At 55.8% G+C, this 19608-nt stretch carries 27 protein-coding genes; 13 read left to right on the top strand and 14 right to left on the bottom strand.

Annotated elements, in window-relative coordinates:
* Nucleotides 1-49: 49 nt before the first annotated feature.
* The 10 genes from K5E40_RS02625 to K5E40_RS02580 form a co-directional block, all read right to left on the bottom strand.
* Nucleotides 50-721 (bottom strand): hypothetical protein, encoded by a 672-nt coding sequence (locus tag K5E40_RS02625; RefSeq protein ID WP_221729475.1) that lies wholly within the window; start codon nt 719-721, stop codon nt 50-52.
* Nucleotides 718-1371, bottom strand: coding sequence for a recombination protein NinG (locus K5E40_RS02620; RefSeq protein WP_221729474.1), 654 nt, complete (start codon nt 1369-1371; stop codon nt 718-720). Before K5E40_RS02620 ends, K5E40_RS02625 begins: the two co-directional genes overlap by 4 nt.
* Nucleotides 1371-1769 carry a recombination protein NinB gene (locus K5E40_RS02615; protein ID WP_221729473.1) on the bottom strand — a complete coding sequence of 133 codons (399 nt, stop codon included), beginning with the start codon at nt 1767-1769 and terminating at the stop codon, nt 1371-1373. The genes K5E40_RS02620 and K5E40_RS02615 overlap by 1 nt, the downstream gene beginning before the upstream one ends.
* Nucleotides 1766-2275: a hypothetical protein gene (locus tag K5E40_RS02610; protein ID WP_221729472.1), complete on the bottom strand. Its 510-nt coding sequence runs from the start codon at nt 2273-2275 to the stop codon at nt 1766-1768. Before K5E40_RS02610 ends, K5E40_RS02615 begins: the two co-directional genes overlap by 4 nt.
* Complete coding sequence (locus K5E40_RS02605; protein ID WP_221729471.1) at nt 2272-2679, bottom strand: hypothetical protein; 408 nt, start codon at nt 2677-2679, stop codon at nt 2272-2274. Before K5E40_RS02605 ends, K5E40_RS02610 begins: the two co-directional genes overlap by 4 nt.
* On the bottom strand, nt 2666-3472 hold the full coding sequence (locus tag K5E40_RS02600) for a hypothetical protein (RefSeq protein ID WP_221729470.1): 807 nt from the start codon (nt 3470-3472) through the stop codon (nt 2666-2668). The genes K5E40_RS02605 and K5E40_RS02600 overlap by 14 nt, the downstream gene beginning before the upstream one ends.
* Nucleotides 3459-4442 (bottom strand): phage replication protein, encoded by a 984-nt coding sequence (locus K5E40_RS02595; RefSeq protein WP_221729469.1) that lies wholly within the window; start codon nt 4440-4442, stop codon nt 3459-3461. Before K5E40_RS02595 ends, K5E40_RS02600 begins: the two co-directional genes overlap by 14 nt.
* 1 nt (nt 4443) lies before the next feature.
* Nucleotides 4444-5298, bottom strand: coding sequence for a BRO family protein (locus tag K5E40_RS02590; protein WP_221729468.1), 855 nt, complete (start codon nt 5296-5298; stop codon nt 4444-4446).
* Nucleotides 5299-5362: 64 nt separating this feature from the next.
* A complete protein-coding gene (locus K5E40_RS02585; RefSeq protein WP_221729467.1) occupies nt 5363-5965 on the bottom strand; it encodes a hypothetical protein in 603 nt (200 codons plus the stop codon).
* Nucleotides 5966-6019: 54 nt separating this feature from the next.
* Nucleotides 6020-6235, bottom strand: a complete 216-nt coding sequence (locus tag K5E40_RS02580; protein ID WP_098963812.1) for a YdaS family helix-turn-helix protein — start codon at nt 6233-6235, stop codon at nt 6020-6022.
* Between the two features lie 87 nt (nt 6236-6322).
* Here K5E40_RS02580 and K5E40_RS02575 point away from each other — a divergent pair, with 87 nt between their 5' ends.
* From K5E40_RS02575 to K5E40_RS02560, 4 genes are all read left to right on the top strand, one after another.
* Nucleotides 6323-7054 carry a helix-turn-helix transcriptional regulator gene (locus K5E40_RS02575; RefSeq protein ID WP_221729466.1) on the top strand — a complete coding sequence of 244 codons (732 nt, stop codon included), beginning with the start codon at nt 6323-6325 and terminating at the stop codon, nt 7052-7054.
* Nucleotides 7055-7365: 311 nt separating this feature from the next.
* The gene (locus tag K5E40_RS02570; RefSeq protein WP_221729465.1) at nt 7366-7635 is read left to right on the top strand and encodes a hypothetical protein; all 270 of its coding nucleotides are present in this window, start codon (nt 7366-7368) and stop codon (nt 7633-7635) included.
* Between the two features lie 531 nt (nt 7636-8166).
* Nucleotides 8167-9672 carry a methyl-accepting chemotaxis protein gene (locus tag K5E40_RS02565; RefSeq protein ID WP_409339122.1) on the top strand — a complete coding sequence of 502 codons (1506 nt, stop codon included), beginning with the start codon at nt 8167-8169 and terminating at the stop codon, nt 9670-9672.
* Between the two features lie 72 nt (nt 9673-9744).
* Nucleotides 9745-10023: a hypothetical protein gene (locus K5E40_RS02560; RefSeq protein WP_221729464.1), complete on the top strand. Its 279-nt coding sequence runs from the start codon at nt 9745-9747 to the stop codon at nt 10021-10023.
* 96 nt (nt 10024-10119) lie between these two features.
* Here K5E40_RS02560 and K5E40_RS02555 read toward each other — a convergent pair whose 3' ends face one another.
* Nucleotides 10120-10725 (bottom strand): hypothetical protein, encoded by a 606-nt coding sequence (locus K5E40_RS02555; RefSeq protein WP_221729463.1) that lies wholly within the window; start codon nt 10723-10725, stop codon nt 10120-10122.
* Between the two features lie 664 nt (nt 10726-11389).
* Between K5E40_RS02555 and K5E40_RS02550 the strand changes: the two genes are divergently transcribed.
* From K5E40_RS02550 to K5E40_RS02515, 8 genes are all read left to right on the top strand, one after another.
* The gene (locus K5E40_RS02550) at nt 11390-11590 is read left to right on the top strand and encodes a hypothetical protein (protein WP_221729462.1); all 201 of its coding nucleotides are present in this window, start codon (nt 11390-11392) and stop codon (nt 11588-11590) included.
* A gap of 528 nt (nt 11591-12118) precedes the next feature.
* A complete protein-coding gene (locus K5E40_RS02545) occupies nt 12119-12523 on the top strand; it encodes a hypothetical protein (protein WP_221729461.1) in 405 nt (134 codons plus the stop codon).
* Nucleotides 12520-12711, top strand: a complete 192-nt coding sequence (locus K5E40_RS02540; protein ID WP_221729460.1) for a hypothetical protein — start codon at nt 12520-12522, stop codon at nt 12709-12711. The genes K5E40_RS02545 and K5E40_RS02540 overlap by 4 nt, the downstream gene beginning before the upstream one ends.
* On the top strand, nt 12708-12902 hold the full coding sequence (locus K5E40_RS02535) for a hypothetical protein (protein ID WP_221729459.1): 195 nt from the start codon (nt 12708-12710) through the stop codon (nt 12900-12902). Before K5E40_RS02540 ends, K5E40_RS02535 begins: the two co-directional genes overlap by 4 nt.
* Before the next feature lie 156 nt (nt 12903-13058).
* Nucleotides 13059-13940, top strand: coding sequence for a recombinase RecT (gene recT, locus K5E40_RS02530; RefSeq protein WP_221729458.1), 882 nt, complete (start codon nt 13059-13061; stop codon nt 13938-13940).
* 2 nt (nt 13941-13942) lie between these two features.
* A complete protein-coding gene (locus tag K5E40_RS02525; RefSeq protein ID WP_221729457.1) occupies nt 13943-15556 on the top strand; it encodes a YqaJ viral recombinase family protein in 1614 nt (537 codons plus the stop codon).
* A 75-nt stretch (nt 15557-15631) separates the two neighbouring features.
* Nucleotides 15632-15943: a hypothetical protein gene (locus K5E40_RS02520; protein ID WP_221729456.1), complete on the top strand. Its 312-nt coding sequence runs from the start codon at nt 15632-15634 to the stop codon at nt 15941-15943.
* 134 nt (nt 15944-16077) lie between these two features.
* Entirely contained in the window at nt 16078-16602 is a 525-nt protein-coding gene (locus tag K5E40_RS02515) for a hypothetical protein (RefSeq protein ID WP_311775935.1), read from the top strand.
* A 55-nt stretch (nt 16603-16657) separates the two neighbouring features.
* Here the strand turns inward: K5E40_RS02515 and K5E40_RS02510 are convergent, their stop codons facing one another.
* Nucleotides 16658-16846, bottom strand: coding sequence for a hypothetical protein (locus tag K5E40_RS02510; protein ID WP_221729455.1), 189 nt, complete (start codon nt 16844-16846; stop codon nt 16658-16660).
* 299 nt (nt 16847-17145) lie between these two features.
* Nucleotides 17146-18606, bottom strand: a complete 1461-nt coding sequence (locus K5E40_RS02505; RefSeq protein ID WP_221729454.1) for a hypothetical protein — start codon at nt 18604-18606, stop codon at nt 17146-17148.
* A gap of 77 nt (nt 18607-18683) precedes the next feature.
* Here K5E40_RS02505 and K5E40_RS02500 point away from each other — a divergent pair, with 77 nt between their 5' ends.
* Nucleotides 18684-19328: a hypothetical protein gene (locus tag K5E40_RS02500; protein WP_221729453.1), complete on the top strand. Its 645-nt coding sequence runs from the start codon at nt 18684-18686 to the stop codon at nt 19326-19328.
* 1 nt (nt 19329) lies between these two features.
* Here K5E40_RS02500 and K5E40_RS02495 read toward each other — a convergent pair whose 3' ends face one another.
* On the bottom strand, nt 19330-19575 hold the full coding sequence (locus K5E40_RS02495) for a hypothetical protein (RefSeq protein ID WP_221729452.1): 246 nt from the start codon (nt 19573-19575) through the stop codon (nt 19330-19332).
* Between the last annotated feature and the right edge of the window lie 33 nt (nt 19576-19608).

The following is a 19608-nucleotide window of genomic DNA, read 5'->3' as shown; positions in this document are numbered from 1 at the left end:
GACAGGATGGGTGAATAATCGGCGAACCGGCAGGCCCTGTCAAGGCCCTCTATGCAGCATCTTGATCATCGAAGAAAACACCCTCCTTGGTCAGGATCTCGCCAGCTTCGAGAAGCGCCTCGTTGACCAGTTTATCCAGTCCCTTGAAGATCTTCCGGCGCCAGTCTCGGCGCGTGCGCTCCGGCGTGCCATCCAAGTCCCAGGTGTTCATGTCGTAGTTATGGGCCGGCAAGATGATGACCCCTTCGCATGGAGCCTCTTGGCGCTGCTTCAGCTTGGCATTGATGGCCTTCTGGGATTTCGCCACAGCCGCTTTCCTCCAGGCCGGCGCGTCATCATCAACCTCGAGCTCAACCTTCCCGGCCGGCGCGCGCTCGGCGCCGCCAAGTTGCGGATATGCCCAGGCTGTCACCGCCTTGGTCAGAAATAGGCGTGGCGCCGGTGAAGATACATGAGAAACGATCCGACCAATGGCCCCCACTTTCGAGGCCATATGCGTCGAATAGCAGGCGTTCAGGGCCACCCAGTGCTTCGGCTCAAGGCAAGAGTGCAAACGACCAAACACCCAGCAATCCGTGAGGAATGCCGCTTCCTTGCCAACGATCTCGCCTTTGAGCTTATTGGCTTGAACCTTTGGTGTGTAGTCGCAACCCCCAGCGCTGTTGATCGTCTCGGACGCGAGCGCACGGATTACTGCGGAAATAACGTCTCGATAAATCATGCGGCTTCCCCTTTTTTTAGCTCTCTTGTCTTCGCCCGGTATTCAGCGGTGATCGCCTTGAGTTCTTCTACGGTGTGCTTGCGTGGTTCGTGATCAGCTTCAAGCGCTTCGACTTCCGCATGGCCGATACGGGTGATCAGTCCAGCGCGGAAGCTTTCAGAAACCGTCAGGCCCTTTCGGGCGTACTTGGACGATCCGGCATTGCAGCTTTTGCACTGCAACCAGATATTGTTCGGCATCAGCCTCAGCTCGGGACGGGCGCCCTTGCCGAGAAAGTGGCCGGCGTCAAACGCGCCGCCAGTTTTCCAGCCTTGAGCCGCAAGAATCGATTCCTGCGATTCGCCGCAGCTGATGCAGCCGCTGCCAATGCTCAGCTCGTACATGCGTCGGTAGTCGCGTACGGCCTTCTCGGCATCCTTGAGGTGATCCGTCCTGGTCTTCAGCTTCTCCTTACGGATCTCGATCACGCGGCGGTTCCGCTGATCGATGGCCTTCTTCGCTTTCTGTTCATTCCGGGGCGCGTCCTTCAGCGCGCAGGCTGGACTGCACACGGCCTGCCCCAAGCGCTGAGGGACGAATGAGGCCCCGCAGGAGGCAACACGGCATTTCTTCGGCTTGGGCGCCTTCTTTTCCTTGATGGCTATGCGCATCAGTAGCGCCCTCCCCACTTGTCCTGCTCCGTCCAGCGCACGTCATGCTCGGCGCCGAAGGCATGCATCAGCTCAAACAGATCGCTGAACCACTTCTGCGACTGCTTGCGGGTCGATACGGCCATCACGACAAAGCCACCGTCGAGGCCAGGCTCGGCGCGCTGCTTCTCCAGCGAGGCACTGAAAAGGCACTTCCAGTCTTCACTGGTCAGCTTCTTGCCGTGCCAGATCACCTGCTCGGATACGTCCTTGAGCATTGCCCACATCTTCCGGTTGCAGACGTCCGGGCGCTTCTCGTCCTTGATGACCACGATCTTGGGTTTGGTGAAGTCGGTGGCGTGCAGGACACCCATGAGGCGGCTGATGTCGCGCTGGCTGCGGATTGCGAACTCATTCATGGCTGCACCGCCTTGCCCATGGCGGCGCGAGCCTCTGTAACGCATGCCATATCGCGTTCGTAGGATCGGCGCGTTACAGGGTGCATGTCTTCAACTGGCTGGCCGTGATAGCACTGGACAACTTGTCCTTCCAACTCATCTGCGCATGACTCAAGAGCAAGGCGCAGCGCCCCGTTCTCGACCTTGAGGAGATCACGCTCGCCCATGATTTCGCCGATAGCCCAACTCAGGCCAAGCTTGGCGTCTTTCACCTCTCGCAGATCTGCCCGCAGTCGATCATTCTCGGCGATCAGGCCCAAGACCGTCGCAGGATTGGCGGCGAGCACCAGATCCGCGTAATCCTTGTTCTGCGCCATGAATTCGGGGAATGACCGGTTCTGATGCACGTCAAAGACAATCCCGTTGTCGTTGCGGATGTACAACGCGCCGTGGCTGCGCATGAAGCGAAGCGGCTGATGCTGCTGGCGCGCCTCGGCAATGGCTTTCAAATCGCGAAAGTCATTCATTCGGCGAACTCCTTGAGCAGTTGGCGTGCGCCCATAACGGCACCCTTGTCGCCGGATGTGCGGCTGATGTCCTTGAGCCATTCGAGCATTCGGCTGTTCTGCGCTTTCAGGTCGATGACCGTGCCGAGCAATGCGTCGCCGTCATCGTCCATATCTGCCTTGAGGGCTTCGCCAATCGCGCCAAGGTCGCAAACGGCCGCCAGAAGCATGCGTTTGTGTGATTCCAGATCCTTCCGAAGCGATTCGTTGTCGGCCAGCAGCTCCAGCGCCACCTCCTCCACGGTCTTCTCGCCGAGGAACTCCTGCAGCGCCTCAGTGTTTCGTTTCCAGTCAACGCAGTCCGCGCTCCACGAAGCAGCCTCGGCCCAGAGCAGCTTTTGCAACTTATGTTTATCGATAGTCACTGCTCGCTTCCTTTCCTTGCAACGATGCGACCTGTGCGCGGAATCGGCGCCGGCGCAGGTAGGTATCGACTCGCGCAGCTTGAGCTTTTTTCAGCCTCTGGCGGGTCTGCTGTTTTTGATTGTCCTGAACGATCGAACGCACTTCTGCCAATCTTTCACGGACCCTTGGAGACGCCTCGACCGCATTACCTGTGAGCAATCCGGCAATTGCCTGGCCGTCGGAAGTAACTGGCGCTATACGCAGATCTGTCAGGTACTGGGCACCAGCCTGTTGGGTAATTAGCTGCATACGAACTGCCGATTCAATCGCAGTAACCCTCCGTACCGGGTCATGACCGAGCGATACGCTCCAATTAGTCGGAACCGCTTGCGCGCGAGCCTGGGCTACCAGGCGCTCGTAAGCACTGATGAACGCCATGCGAGCCCCTACCTTGTCTCCGACTCGAAGGATCGGCGCTGCGGCGGTCATGGCTTGCTGGATCTCGGTGGTCAACACGACAGTTTCGCTCTCATCATGTCCGGACAGGGCAATCGACCATGCTTCGTCCTTACCCGGGCGTCCGTCGGAGGACTGAACCCGCTGCAGAATGTCAGCCATGGCTAGCTTTCCTTTCACCTCGAAACGGCAAGCCTTCAGCGCGGCCTTCACGGCGGGCACCGAGTAAGCGCAAAGATCCTCGGCCATCATCGCCGCGGTGCCTGGGTTCATTTCCTGACCCATGGCCTCGGCGGTGGCGCAGATCGCTGCAGCAAGCCCGGCAACCTGCTGATCGTTCATTTCAAAGGTATTCATTGCGCTCTCCCGCTTGGCGCTTGGCCAAGACCATTTGCGCGGCCTGTTCGGCGGCGGAGACGTTGGCTTCGGTGCGCTCCATCTGGCGGGCAGTCGTTCCGTTGATGCGCTGACCGGTCACCCACTGGGTGTGGTAGCTCTCGGCGTTGGCCAGCAGTTCGTTGAGGCTGTGGCACTTGCGCAGCACGGCGGCATCGGCGGTTTTCAGGAAGTGTGCAGCGACGTGGTGAGCGACATCGGCACCGAGGCGGTCAACCAGTTGCCCGAGCTGACCACCAACCTTGGCGTTCCACACAGGCCAGGTGCTGTAGCGCTTGCGGTAGGCCATGGCGTAGTTCGCCCAGACCTTGAAGGTTTTGCAGGACTGGTCTTTGGGGCCCGGCATATCAGCGGGAATCTCAACACGTGGCGCATCGGCGCAATCAACCACCAGGACCAGATTGCGGGCCGGCTTGTCCGGGCTGCCTTGCAAGTCCTGACTGGTATCCTGATTGGTACCCTGATTGGTACCCTGATGATTGGTATCCTGATTTGTCGGAGATTTTTCCGACCCTTGCTCGGATTTTTCTCCGACCTTGCTCGGATTTTTTTCCGATGTAGATCGGATTTTTTTCCGACCTTCGTTCTTCGGAGGGGTCGGATATTTTTCCGACCCATCCAGCTTCTGGTTCCACTCGATCGCCTTCTCGGTCAGACGGAAAAGAGTGATGTTCGCGGTACTGGAAAGCTCAATCAATCCGGCTTCTTCCAGAGCCTTCAGCATGCGATAAGCAGTGTCTGGCTTGTCAGTGAGCAGCGGCAGCTCCTCAGTGATCTTGGCCTTGCTCAGCGCGAAGAAGATCCCGTCGTCAGTCTTGATTGGCTTTGTCCAGCTCGGGCAGCCGTAGACGAAGGCGAACAGCAGGGCCTGCTGAGAATTCAGCCCCCACTCCAACGCCTTCACCTGATTGATCGTGACGGTGAATTGCATATCAGGCCTTCCCGACCAGTTTGGCCAGCTCAAGGAAGCGATCCACATACCAGTGAGGCTGTGTCTCGCGCGGGCATTGAGGGCTGGTGAGATTTTTGCCGAACTCCAGGCCCTTATCAGTCACAGACCAGAAGTCGACCATTATCTGCTTGGAGTTCTTGCGCTGAAACTGCTTGAGGAGGCCCTTCGCCGCGAGCGCGCGATTGAAGGCCGCAGCCGTGCTGGCGATGCCGAAATCCTTGATCAGCGCGGTGGCGGCCTTGGTTGGCATCGAAGATCCGCCAGTCGCATCAGGTGCGGCATCCACGGCATATCCGGGTAAGAACTTGGCGTCGAGACCGTTGTTGGCGGCGATCTGGGCCAGCATCATCATCTTGCTCGATGGTGCTGGCTTCAGCAGGCGATCGAAGCATTCGAGGATCGCTAGCTCACCGACGATCTTCGAGTTGTTCGGCGCCGGCGGCGAATACTGCCCAGTCTTACGGATGCTCGGCAGCACTTGGCCAACAACCCACTCTTCGAACTGCTCAGCAGCCGGAAGCTTCGACTTCATCACCAGTCGGTAGAGGTCGCGCTCAGGGATGATCTGCGCCGCGCGAACCTGACCTCCCATTTCGGTATGGCAGGTGCTGACGGCCTTACAGTGGGCGTTGATGGCTTTGGAGGTATTGGCGTAGCCCAGGGCTTCGGCGACATCCTTGGCGATGAACAGCGGCTCACCGCTTCCGTCGTTGATCACGCGGACCAGAAGTCCGTGAAAGCTAAATAGGGTTGGAGTACGCGACACATTTTCGGAATCGCGAAAACGTGTCGCGACACTTTTGGGGGTATTGCTTGAATTGGGTTGGCTCTGCATAATCGGGCCTCTCTAGTTTTGCAAATTAGCCAGGCCACGAACCTGGCTTTTTTGTGTCTGTGATTTAGTGAATCTTCGAAGCGACAAGCGCCGCTCGATCCGCCATCGCGACAGCGTGCGCAGCAAGAGAGCGGCAGAAGGATTCGAAAGATTCGGCGTAGACATGGTCTTTCTGGTCAAACACGCCATCGGCGAAGACTCTCCCGCCAAGGCCGGCGACATGCCCGAAGCTCGTCGAGATACCGGCGAACACCTGCAACGCGTCGTCAACACCTGAGCCGATCTGTTTAACGGCCAGCAGGCCGTAACGACTCGACAACTCAATCAGGGCGCGGTCACGCCATGGCTGGTCCAGAGCAGCAACCCACGACTCTTCAATCCACGAAGGGATCTCGATGCGGTCGCCACTGTCATCAAGCCAGCGCTCCAAGCGCTTACTCCAAGCCTTGTAGGCCCGGCCATAAGCCTGCATGTCTGCGGTTTTGGTCATGTCTTGCAGATCTGGAAACCCCTTCTCCTTGCAGCGCGCGGGCGCACGGTCAAAGAGTTGGTGGTTGAGCTGCTCCGCAAAGCCGTCCTGGCTCATGCTCGTTCTGGCAATCATGTCGCGAGCGATCGCCACCAAGACCGCATCTCGTGTTTCGTGTCGCAAGTTCGACGTTTCCATGGGGGCTGCTCTCTTCTAATCTGGCTTCAACGGACTGGCGGACAGGGACGTCGCTTAGGCGGCCATCTCGGCCCAAGGAAACGACGGACACAGCTTTTCTTTTTTGAAAGCACCTTCGGTCAGCGCCTCCGCTCGCTTGGCAATAACCGGAGACATGCCGTGCTTCCCCCGAACCCAACCGGAAACGGTGCTTTGATCAACCTTGAGCTTTTCGGCGGTGGCCTCCTGGGTGCCGAAGTAGTCAACGAGGCCCTTGTAAATAGCGTTCATGATGCCCCTCCATACGGGAATACCCATATAATAGTTTATGGGAATACCGATTTGCAAGGTTATGGGAGCCCCCGTAATACTCCACGGATGGAATTCAAAGACCGACTCAAAGCAGCCCGCCGCCACGCCAAGCTCAATCAGACCGAGCTTGCGGAGCGCGCCGGCCTCACTCAGACCTCTATCTCAGATTTAGAGAGAGGGAAATCGAAGGCTACAGCCTTCGCAGCTCAGATCGCCTCTGTATGTGGTGTGTCACCAATGTGGTTGGCTGAAGGTGCTGGTGACATGCTCAAGGGTGTTCCCGATCATCAAGCGGAGCGAGTTCAGCCCAGCGTAAAACTTGAAACCATCGAGACCTGGGACGACGAAACTCCGCTCGACGACGATGAGGTTTATGTCCCCTTCCTTCACGAAGTCGAGCTGGCAGCCGGATCTGGCAGGTTTGCGATTGAGGAGAGCGCAAACTCACGCCTACGTTTCAACAAGAAAGATCTGCGACACAACGGCGTTCAATTCAGCAATGCGAAATGCGTAAAGGTCGGCGGCAACAGCATGGTGCCGGTGCTGCGCGACGGCGCCACGGTTGGCGTAAACGTGGGGAAAAACTCCCTGAGCGATATCGTCGACGGCGAGATGTACGCTATCAACCACAACGGTCAGCTTCGTGTGAAACAGGTCTACCGTATTCCGATCGGACTTCGCCTGCGCAGCTTCAACCGTGATGAACATCCAGACGAGGACTACACGTTCCAGCAGATTCAGGAGCAGCAGATCTCTATTCTGGGACATGTGTTTTGGTGGGCAATGTATTCGCGGTAGGCGTGATTTTTCATTTGGCAGAATGCCCAAATGGACACATCGCAGCTTGACGTGATCTGCAACCTTCTCAAGCAAAAAAAATAGCCCGGCCAAATGCCGGGCTTTTTTTTGCCTTGACCTTGATCCTTCTAGGCGTCGATCTACACTTACTCGCACCGGCAGTAGCTCGTAACGGTGTTTTCTTAGGCCTAGTCTCGCAGATACAAGGCCCGTGAAAACTTTTCAGGATTGGATTCCGGAAACCATCGAATAAACGGGGCGTACTCCGAAAAGCCAAATGAGTAGGAATTTTAAATAGGGAGATTTAATTCATGACAGCCCAAGAACATCTTGTAGGTGGATGGACCCCTTATCACAAACTGACTCCAAAGGATCAGGAGGTCTTCAAAGAAGCATTGGAGGGCTTCGTAGGTGTTGGTTACACACCTGAAGAAGTTTCTACCCAAGTCGTAAATGGCACCAACTACCGTTACAAGTCAAAAGCTACGCTTCCAGGCTCTCCAGGCAGCTGGCAGGCGATAGTGGAAATTTACGCTCCTATCAACGGCAAGCCACACATCACTCAAATTCACAGAATCTAACACCGCAGTAAACTTCGGGTCCCCACATTCGTGGGGCCCGAAGTCTGATTAGGTCCCGTCCGCCAACCCTCCCCTTGCGTTAACAAACATCGCGTTGGCATCTCGAACGAGTTGTCTAGATTCCGTGCCCGCCCCCCCTCCTCCAGCATGTCCGCCAGCTTAAGGAGATCATCGTAATATTGCTCAGCGTCCATCCGGATTTCGGACTCTTCAAATAATTTGCCCCCGGCGGCCAACGCCTTCCGTTTCCGGTCGTCACTCATGACGGATTACCTGGTGAGTTGCCAATTTCACCTACGCGGACTTTTCCCGATCAAAATCAAAAGCATATCTAAGCGATCAACTTGGATCCAAAAAAAACACCAACAAAATAAATACAACTCATTGTTATTAAAAGATTTTTTTATAAAAAACACTCATCTTATTCAAGCTTTGGCCGATGACTTCCTAAGCGACCAGGGAGTCATCGGAATGAGAAATAATCAGCCCGTAACACAGCGTGAGATTTCACTCGCACCACAGCAGAAGCTCATCTCGACGACAGATGCTCGAGGAGTCATTACGTACTGCAATGACGCCTTTGTAGAGATCAGCGGCTTTGACAAAGTCGATCTTATTGGTGCGCCGCAAAATATCGTCCGTCATCCTGACGTTCCCCCCGCCGTCTTCACCCACATGTGGGCTGCCCTTAAGCAAGGCAGGCCATGGATGGGCATCGTTAAGAACCGCTCCAGAAATGGAGATCATTACTGGGTCAACGCCTACGTCACTCCAATATTTGAAGGCAGCCAGGTGGTGGGCTTTGAATCAGTCCGAGTCAAACCAACTACTGATCAGATACGCCGCGCAGAATCCCTATATAAGCGCATCAGTCAGGGAAAGTCGGCAATCCCTCTTCATGACCGCTGGCTACCCGCTCTATCGAATTGCCTGCCGTATGTAGCCATCGGCTTGGCAGGCTGCTCATTCGGTTTATTCTTCAGTGCACCTATAGCTACAGTCTTGGCTATAGGCATAGCAGTGCCGATCGGCTTGCTCTCTTCGCGCTGGCAGACTCGAGGAACTCTGCGCCTATTGCAGATGGCCGAACCCTCTACCTCAGACTCATTGATCGCTCAAATGTACAGCGATGCAAGCGGGCCAGAAGCCCGTTTAGAGGCAGCCTTCATCAGTCAGACTTCGCGCCTTAAAACTTGTCTGACACGCCTGCAAGACACGGCCGAGCAACTCAGTGCGCTGGCGGAGCAGTCCGACGTGCTTGCCGCTGACAGCTCGAAAGGCCTGGATCGCCAGCGTGTAGAAACAGAGCAGGTATCTGCCGCGGTCAATCAGATGGCTGCAACCACCCAGGAAGTTGCAAGCCACGTCCAGAGGACGGCTGATGCCACCCAACAAGCCAACCAGCTGACCAGCCGAGGTCGTGATGTGGCTCGAGATACCCGTGAGGCTATCGAACGGCTCTCTGCTGTTGTTGGCGAAACAAGTCTGACGGTCGCACAGTTGGCCAAGGACAGTAGCGAAATAGGCACAGTCGTCGACGTAATCAAAGGTATCGCGGATCAAACCAACCTATTGGCACTAAATGCGGCAATCGAGGCTGCGCGCGCTGGCGACATGGGCCGAGGTTTCGCGGTTGTAGCTGATGAGGTTCGCCAATTAGCACAGCGCACTTCGCAATCGACTACTCAGATCCATGATCTGATAACCAAGCTACAGACTTCGTCCAACAACGCGGTACAGACAATGGAAAGAGGTCACCGCCAAGCCCAAGAAGGCGTTTCTTGGGTACTTGAGGCAGACAAAGCCTTGGTGGGTATCAGCGAGGCGGTTTCCAACATCACGGACATGACCACGCAGATTGCTGCTGCCACGGAAGAGCAAAGCGCCGTGGCCGAGGAAATCAGTCGCAACATCACAACGATCGCCCACTTAGCCGACCAAACTTCCGGGCAAGCACACGAATCGGCAAACCTAAACAAGGAATTGACCAAGACAGCGTCTACGCAGTATTCGTTGGTTGAGCGCTTTAACCGATAGCTGAACAATTTCCGCGAGAAGCCCGCCAAGTGCGGGCTTTTTTCGCCCGTGAATATGGGAAGAAGTAATTTTATGGGAATACCCATTGACACCAAATATGGGTTTACCTATATTGAATCCATCGCAGCGACACACAGCCACTGCGAAGGGCCTCAAAGCCCGCAGCTCTTTAGCTTCACCGCTTCACCTTGCCGGATCACCACCGGCCCAGATTCGAAGGCAGCGATGAACCGGCCTCAACGGTTCAGAGGGTTGGCAACTGACCCGGGCGTGCAGCGTAAAACGTCGAAAGCAGTTATCCAGCGGGAGAACAAGCCGAAAGGCCCGCGGCTGGAGGAACAACTTGAATGAGCCGGTGACCGACGCCAGTAGCGGGTAACCGGCAGCTCCAGAAATTTTCACGTCAGCGCCTGCATCGGGCGCTTTCGGAAGCCTACTGGACAGTAGTTATCGACGCTTGCCCATGCCTGGCGCTCCACCACTAACGATGTGGACCCATCCAACGGGCTTAGATCGATCCGGAGCGGTAGGGAGATAGGTTTCGTTAATATCTTTCGTACATGCAGGGCAAAGACTTGGGGGGCGTTCCCAGTCCACGTGAACTGAGAATTTGCTACCACACCGCCAACATATCTTCCGAAGCCATTTTGACTCAGGCTCGGTTGTAGAGCGCTTCGTTCGCTTTGCTGGGGAAACTGTCTTGGGCTTATTGACTGCCTTGCTGGCCTTTTTCGCCTCTTTAGTCGCCGCTTTCGCGGCCTTGCGGCTCAGCTTCGTGTCCTTCTGCTTGGCGACTTCTTGAAGCTCAATAATTTTGTTGAGCAGAGCGAATTCGGATCGAAGCTCTCGGGTTACATCGTCGAGTTCATGATTAGCCTTGTATGACTGATCGAAAAGAACATCTATGTCGACCTCGGCAGCCTTGCGCGAGGCTAGATCAGAAAAGAACTTCTCTGACTCCTCGCTGAAGCCTTGCCCCGGCACATGCACCGCTGGCTTGCTCTCGCTGGACTTCTTTTTGAGCTTCAGCCGCTGCGGCTTATCGGCGTCCATATGAAACCCCACTCCGTGGCCATATCGCAGAGTAGCAACTAGCCAGCAAAGTGCGCCAGCCCACTGCGACGGCGACGAGGTGTTGACCGAACTGAGTGAATGACCTGGTAAGCGGGTGCGGAGAAAAACAGATTTCACTGGCTGGCCTTGGCGACAGGGCCAGACGGGAAATCAACCAGGTGCAGAGCGATGTGCCACGAGACTAAGCGATGCAGCACCTGCAAGGTGGATAAAAGCCTTGCTGAGTTCCACCGAAATAAGGCGCGAAAAGGCGGTGTCGCCTCCGAGTGCAAATCATGCTGGAGACAGGGAAGGACAGATCTAGGAAGACAGCAGAAGGTCGAGCGGAAAGAAAGGCTTGAGTCATTCAGAGAGCTTGAATATCGGCTCTGCCGGGTTTGCAGCGCGCAGAAATCCAAGACCGAATTTCTTACCCTGGCTGGAAATGAGCGCGACCATAGAAGCACCTGCAATACCTGCATGAATTCAAAGCGCAGGCCTAGATCGACCAAGACAAAATCTCGACTTCGAGCGGGCCTATCCTCCTCGTATGTTCGCGGCCTTCTATCTAGAGGGGCTGCTAGTGCAGCAGATATCCCGGAATCGTTGGTGGCAGTTAAAGCCCTTCAAATCCAGATAATTCGATTGGCAAAGGACATAGAAAATGAAAAACGCTGAAGCACTGCGGAAAAATCTGGCCGATGTTTTTCGCCAACTACAAGCCGGTGAAATCAACGCCAAAGACGCCTCCGAGTTGGCAAACCTAGGCGGAAAGATGATCAACAGTGCCAAGGTTCAGGTTGAGTATTACGCGCTTCGCAAAGAGGCGCCGAAAATTGCTTGGCTTGAGCAGGACGCCGAATAGAACAACCAGCGCCACGACAGCCCTGTCGTTAACTGCCCGATCCTCTCTATGAGAGCGCATCGGGGTGTGATCTGAGGCCAAGCCTCGGGCGGCGGATGTGCCAACAGGTAGTCTTCAGGGCTGCCCCATCTGCTTAATGCCGGTTGAGCCCCGGCCAGATCACACCCCGATGCGGACGAAATCGCGGCCTATAACCGCCCACCTGCATCACCGCAACACGCAGATGAATGCCCGGGCTGACGGGCAAGTGTAAGACCTGAGGGATCGCGGGAATCGTGGCCGGTAGAGTGAGTAAGCGCCCAGATGGCCGCGGCGAGTCCAAGAATAGGCGGCTGAAACCTTCGCCCCGGTGAAACTCCGGTGTCACTAAGGCCGCTAATAGTCATGCCGGGATCAGCTCCGGCCATCTGCACCCACTTCCCCGACCAATCCCGAATGCACTCCCCTCCGCGCCCAACGGCAACCAGCGGAGCGGATGAGTGCATCCGAGTTTTGTTGGATCAACACCCCGCCACTCTGGAGACGACCATGTCAGCTCTACGCAAGCCCATCCCGGAAGACGACTTTCTCGACACGGAGGCAGGTCAGGAATGGTTAACCGAGTCGGTCGACGATCTGCTTTCTCGGCACCACGTCGAAGCGCCGAACCCAGTTGGACGAAGCAAGGTACTGATCAACGCAGACCACCTGCCGGCGGCACTGGCGGATCACATGGCTGCGAATCCAGATCCAGATCGCTGCATCGAGAAGATCCTGATCGAGTTGGTCAGGCGCGGCGACGGCGGGATCTTGCACGCCTGGGCCGTCGAAGCCGTCGGTGGTGATCCGCAGATCGTTCGAACGCTCGCCGGCGACCTGGTCGCGGTGCACGCCAACGAATACCGAGATGCCAAGCGCGAAAGCGATCGCGTAGAGCAGGAGTGCGGGTTTTGAGCCCTCACATCCTGATCGATCAAGCCCTTGATGGTGTGTCGGCACCCGCCGGCGAAGACGACATTAGCCTGCTGGTTCAGGGACTGATCACCCGCCTCTTCACCGACGGCGCAATCACCATCGATGAGTTCAACCACTACTGCAAACGCCTGAGTGACACCTGTCAGCGGCGCAAGGAGGACGCATGAGTAAGGCACCAGTTAAATCGCTGATCGACGAGCAGCTGGAGGACATCGAACACAAGATCGCCATGCTCGGCTTCGGCCTTCCCTTTAATGAGGTGATCGGCCGCAAGCGCGAGGATCTGGTCGCCAGTCTCCCGCAGCGCCTGGCGCCTTCCATGAAGGGTAAGCGCATCGCCGTGAGAGTTCGGCCGTGACCGGTCGCCAATGGGCGCGTCGCCTGATCATCTGGCGCGGCGCCTTCTCTTCCCTCGGCGTTTTCACCTTCCTGATGCTGCTCAGCGCCCTCGCTGACCGAATCACCCAATAAACAATGCATTCAATCGCTGCGCACCGCGCGGCAAGGAACAGTAATGTCCGCTCAAAGCGTGGCGCCGGTGGCGCACGACCGAAACCTCCACGTCCTTCCGCACGCAGCAACCAGCACCAGCGCTCTGGTACTGGACGGTGACAGCTTAGACAAGATGATGCGCCTGGCCGAAGTAATGGCCACCGGCCGCGCCACTCTGCCGAAGCACTTCAACGGCAATGCAGCGGATTGTTTGGCGGTCGTAATGCAATCGATGCAGTGGAAAATGAACCCGTTCGCCGTCGCGCAGAAAACGCACCTGGTTAACGGTGTGCTGGGCTACGAAGCGCAACTGGTCAACGCGGTGATCACTACCTGCGCACCGGTGCTGGATCGCCTGCACTACGAGTGGTACGGCGCCTGGGAAAAGGTGATCGGCAAATTCACCATCAAGAATGGCGACAAAGGCGAGTACCGCGTCCCGGGCTGGAAGCTTGAGGATGAGCAGGGCCTAGGCGTGAAAGTCTGGGCAACCTTCCGCGGCGAAGACGAGCCGCGCGTCCTTGAGTTGCTGCTGGCCCAGGCTCGCACCCGCAACAGCACACTCTGGGCTGACGATCCCCGCCAGCAACTGGCATACCTCGCTACCAAGCGCTGGTCGCGCCTCTATTGCCCTGACGTGATCCTCGGCGTGTACAGCCCAGATGAGCTCGAAGAATCCGCACCAACTATTCGTGACGTATCACCGGCGCGTGGCGCGGCACCAGCTGAACTTCCGCCCTACCCCGACGAGAAGCTCGCGGAAAACCTGCCCAAATGGCAAACCGCGGTCGACGCCGGACGTTCCGCCCCTGATCACCTGATCGCAACCGTCAGCAGCAAATTCACCCTGAGCGAAGAGCAGATCGCCAAGATCAAAGCGCTCGCGCCAATTGAAGGAGACTAAGAATGAAAATCCACAATGTCGCTCAAGGCTCCGAAGCCTGGCACGCGCTCCGCGCCAACTACTTCACTGCGTCAGAAGCACCGGCAATGATGGGCGCGTCGAAACAGATGAAGCGCACCGAACTGCTGCACGCAAAAAAGACAGGCCTCGATCGAGACGTGTCGTGGTGGGTGCAGAAAAACCTCTTCGACAAAGGGCACGAAGCCGAGGCGCTCGCTCGACCGATTCTCGAAGGGCGAATTGGCGAGGACCTGTTTCCCGTGGTCGGCACCGAAGGTGATCTGCTCGCATCCCTCGATGGCTGCACAATCCTCGGCGACGTGCTGTTCGAACACAAAATGTGGAACGAGCAGCTCGCCGCCGACGTTCGCACCGGCATGCTGGATCCGCACTATTACTGGCAGCTCGAACAGCAGCTGTTGGTGAGCGGCGCCGAGAAGGTGATCTTCGTCTGCTCCGACGGCACCGAAGAAAACTTCGTTTCGATGGAGTACACGCCGGTACCGGGTCGGGCTGCGACACTCGTCGCCGGCTGGAAACAGCTCCAGGCCGATCTGCTGGACTTCACTCCCGCAGAGGTGGTGCCGGAAGCCGTAGGTAAAACGCCGGAATCCTTGCCAGCGCTGCGCATCGAAGTGACCGGCATGGTCACCGCCAGCAACCTGGAGCAATTCAAAGCCCACTCGCTGGCCGTCTTCAACTCGATTAATACCGAACTGGAAACGGATCAGCACTTCGCCGATGCAGAAAAAACGGTCAAGTGGTGCAGCGATGTAGAGGAGCGCTTAGAAGCTGCTAAGCAGCACGCCCTGAGCCAAACCGAAAGCATCGACGCACTGTTCAAGACGATCGATGACATCGCGGCGGAGGCACGGCGCAAGCGCTTAGAACTGAACAGTTTGGTGAAAGCTCGCAAGCTCAGCATCCGTGAAGACATCGTCATGGATGCAGCCAAGGCGCTGCAGGTCCACATCGACCAGATCAACGCTTCACTGGCCGGCAAAGCGCGGATGCCTGCGGTACCAGCGGATTTCGCCGGAGCCATCAAAGGCAAGAAGACGATCAGCAGCCTGCGCGACTCTGCCGACTCCGAACTGGCGCGAGCGAAGATCGCTGCAAGCCAAATCGGCGACAGCATCCGGAGCAACTTGGCCAGCCTGGACGAGCTGGCCGCCGAATACATGTTCCTCTTCAACGATATCCAGCAGTTGGTGATGAAGGCGAACGACGACCTGGTCGCGCTGATCAAGGTGCGGATATCCGAACACCAGAAGGTCGAAGCGCAGCGTGAACAGATCCGTCAGGAGGAGCTGAAGCGAATCGCGGAAGAGGCGAAAGCCAAGGCACCAGTTGAGCCTGCACCAGTCACCAGTCCGGCACCGGTGAAAGCCGCTGCGCCGGCTCAGTCTGCGTCGAAGCCGGCGACCACAACCGCGGTGCTGGTGAGCCTTCAAGCTGAGGTGTTCGATCTGGAAGCGCTGATCCATGCCGTCGCAGGCGGTCATGCTCCAATCTCGATTCTGACCGTGGACTGGGAGAAGCTCGACGCAATGGTCTCGGCCCAAGGCGACAACTTCAGAATGGCCGGCGTGAGGCTGGTGAAGGTAGCAGCGTGAGACGTTTTCGCACCCAACAACACAAACGACAGACCTGGTTGGACTTGCCGGTCAGCGGAATTGAAGAGGTAGGCCATGGCCAAGAGCAACGCGGAACGCTCAGAGAAAGCCGCGGCGAAGAGGAAGAGCCGCGGCGAAGAGGAGATTCGGCTGCACTGCCTGCCCGGTACGCGCCAAGCCCTTGCTGAGCTGATGGCCTGGAGCGGAATCGAGGAACCGGGTGAGGCGATCACGCTGATGATTCACCACCTGCACAGCCTTGGCCCGGGCGGCGCCCTTCCCATGCTCACCCCGCCGCGACACGAATACGTCATTCCAGAAAACGTGTCGCGGAAATTGAAACTCGCCCACGACCGCGAAGCCCTTCGCATCAACCACGACGAATAACCCCTACCCATGCTGCGCATCCGGTCACGGAGGGCGGCGCCTGACTGGAGACAATCCATGGACAAGAACACGAAGATCCTGATCCCGGAGACCCTGGTGAGTGGACCCAGCGCCAGCGTAACGGCAACCTCAACGTGTGGAACGGGACGGATCATCACCGATTTCACCGTACCACCACTGACCTGCCTGAAGTCAGCCTGCGGCCCCCGGAAAATGGCCTGTACGCCGAACGTATCGATGGAGCTTGGTATTGGGTGTCTGGCTGCGCCAAGTGCAACGGAACCGGTGAGCAGTACAGTTATTCGGTGTGCGACAAGCACAACGTTTGCCGCCTGTGCGGCACTCACCGCTCTAAGCTCACGGAAACACCATGGGGCCATCCTGACGGCTTTACCTGCAAACCCTGTCAGGACGCCGAAGACGCAGTTGCGAAAGCCGAGGCGCTGGCCAAGGTTGCCGAGACCGACTATGACGAGTGGGACTATCGTCTCCAAGACGAATGCAAGTGCCCGCATTGCGCAACCGTGATCCACATCGAGTCGGAAGATTACGGTGACAAGAACATGGCCTGTGACACCTGCGGCGGCGAGTTCGAGCTGGTCACCGAGTACACCGTGCAGTTCACCACCACCGTGATCGGCGAACGCATCACCGCCTGATCCGGCTCCATGCCGGGCCGAACACAAATACCGCAACAATCGGGAATACGCCAGCTCAGACGAAGCTCGGCGGATCAACCAGCCGGTGCCTAGACTCCATGTAGCTGGCCAGGTCGATCACCTCCCGAAGGAACACGACCACCTCCAGCTTCACTGCGTCGTCCGGCAGCCCTATCCGTTTCAGCATTGCTCGGGCGTCTTCTTCAATCGCAGCCAGTGCATCGATATCGCTTTGCAGTCTCATGTCGGCCTCCTGCCAATGTGAGTTCAGAGATACATACCCCACTTCTACGAATCACGCCAGCCGGCGAGGATCAGCGTGTCAGAGATTACGGGCGCCTAGAATGGCACTCCATTAGGAGCGGAAGCAAGAAACAACCTTGACGTGACCAGTCGTGTATGATAAAGCTATATTTCCTAAATAGGCATGCAGAAGGACAACTGCAATGAAAGAAATGTAATCGATGAATATTAAAATAGTGCTAAATAAAAGCCACTTTTGAAAGTGGCTTTTTTTATTAATAGATTTAAGGATCGACAAAACTAGCTTTTATCATCAAATCCGGAATCAGCATCCATAATTAGCTCCGCTTCAAGCGCACTATCTTTTTCTTTTTCTTTTTGTTCTTCTTCTGCCGCCTGCTGCTCTGCTACAACTTGAGCATCACTAACAATCTCCGAAAGCTTAGAAAGATACTTATATCCAAAAACTTCTTCATAACCTTCTAAAAATTCGGGAGTTTCTCGAAAATCTTTGAATAATGGCCAATCGTGATACGCCTCTTCGACCACTATCTCTCCAGCTTTGCCAATCTTCAGCATATATTCTTTAGCTGATATATAATCTTCCACGAGCACAGCACGTGCTAGACGGAAGTCGTAAATAACTGCGGACCAATCTTTTTTTTCCAGGATTTTTTTAGCAGCAGCTGCGCCATTCATCTGTCGGACAGCTATTGCATGATTCAATGTAAACATTCGATCCATTAAATCCTCAGAAATTTTCGGCATTTTCTGAGCAAAACGACACAACGCAGCTGCCTTATGGTACTGCCCCAGATGAAGGTAGTCATATATCAAGGAGTTCAATTCTGAGTCAGCTTGCCTACGTTCATCCGGCAGCATTTTACGCCAGATTGTATGACCCAACATTACTCCCACCTCCATAACAAGGTGGCAGGTTTGATAAAAATATTTTGCGCCGATCTCCAACTGACTTCCTACAACATCTTCTTTAGCAGGCTTATATCCCGCCTCTATACAAACTTTAAGATACTGTTGACTGATCACTCCGTCGCAGTGCGTAAACAGATTTCGACGCTGCGACGCTTCAATAAACGCGGGCCATGAGTCAAACTTTGTTAACGTTTCAAAACCAAATCTCCTTTCAAACTCCTTAAACTGCTCTCCATAGCTCTTTCTTCGGACAGTTTCGATTTCCTTCTCTAGAACGGCTGACTTAAACTCGTCAAGCGACGGATACTCTAATACATCACAAACACTGAATTGGGCCCCCACCCCCTTAAAAAGGTCTGAGCGAATAGAATAAACACCTTCCATCAGCTCACCAACAAACTTATCAAAACACGTGAACAACCCAATAAACAAACTTCTTTCCAAAGTTACTATTGTCGCATCATTACTTAATCTTTTTGCAAGTCTAAGCATTGTTCTTAGATTACGCGCAGCAACCAACTTCTCTTCAGCTGAGCAATCGCTATCTAGAACCTCCTGAGCTGACAAAAAGGTGCTTTGCAGTTCTTTTGCACGTCTTATATAAGCTTTTCTCGCTTGCGGGATACAGTTTTTAGCAGACTCTTCGATATCATGGACCTTATGAACAAACCTGCTCAAAGCACTAGCAATAAGATGCAAAGGGGGCCCCTCAATCTCAACCTCAATTCCGCCCTCGACCTCTTCAACTTCTGAAGCCACTTCAGAGCCGCTGATTACGTGCTCCGCTTCATTATTATTAATAGGGTTCTCTTGAGCCAAATCGTTCATTTCCAATCCTTTGACAAAGTCTTAATTAATACTGGACTGGCTGATCATGTCACAGTGCCATAAAAGCAGGTACCCCTATGTCAAAAGAAAACAAAACGGCCGAGCCGCTGCAGGTTGAGCGCTCGACTGTCACGAAGCTGGTGATCACCGGCGCATCACGGCTTGATCCGATCACCGTTTTCCTCGAAGACTTCGGGCGCCGTAACTGCCCGACCGAGTCTGATCCGAACTACCAGACCGCCCAAGGCAAGATCACGATCAACTGCTGGGACAACAGCTGGAACGCCTATTGGGGCGGCATGGGCCCGCGCACTGTCGCTGAGTTCGTTGCCGATTGTGACTGGAGCTACGTCTTGAACTGCCTTGATCGCGGTATTAGCAGCACGCGTTTCAGCGGGAACGCGCTCCATGCCTTCGCGAAAAAGTGCATCGTCCAGCGCCGCCGGCAACAGACCGGCCGACACGACTGGGAACTGGATGAGCTGAGCAAGGATGAGGCTCGTAAGCTCTGGCAAGACATCGATGACCTGCGTAGCGTCGAGTCACCGAACGAATGCTGGCATCACAGCAAGTTGCTGACCGAGCTTTTCGGTGATGAGTGGCACCACCCCGTCGGCGATAAGGCTGTCGAAGAAAACCACGAATTCGATTACCTGCGCCGAGTGGTTGAAGCAATACAGGCTGCGCTGCGCCAACAACCGCGGGAGCAGCTAGCAGCTTGAATCAAGGCAATTGACTGTCGACCCATCTCTCAGCAGTGGCAAGCGCCTCCGCCAGCGCGCTTTGATAGTCATCCCACGGGCCAGAGAGATCAGCAACAGTGTTGGCAAAACCTGATACTTCGCTGGCCTCAATGACATGAGCACCCACGGGGGCTTCGTCGTTCGGCTTGTCCCAGTCGAATTTGATGATCACTTCATGCCCTCGATATTCGTGGGCGATTGGCCTATCCAGGCTGTTGTGGGACATGTCCTCTTCCTATAGACACCCGTTGGCAGGACA

Origin of the sequence: Pseudomonas baetica, assembly GCF_019733355.1 — a bacterium.
In the GTDB taxonomy this organism is placed as follows: domain Bacteria; phylum Pseudomonadota; class Gammaproteobacteria; order Pseudomonadales; family Pseudomonadaceae; genus Aquipseudomonas; species Aquipseudomonas baetica_A.
The sequence above is the reverse complement of the archived record's forward strand: the minus strand, read 5'-3'. Positions and strand labels throughout refer to the sequence as shown.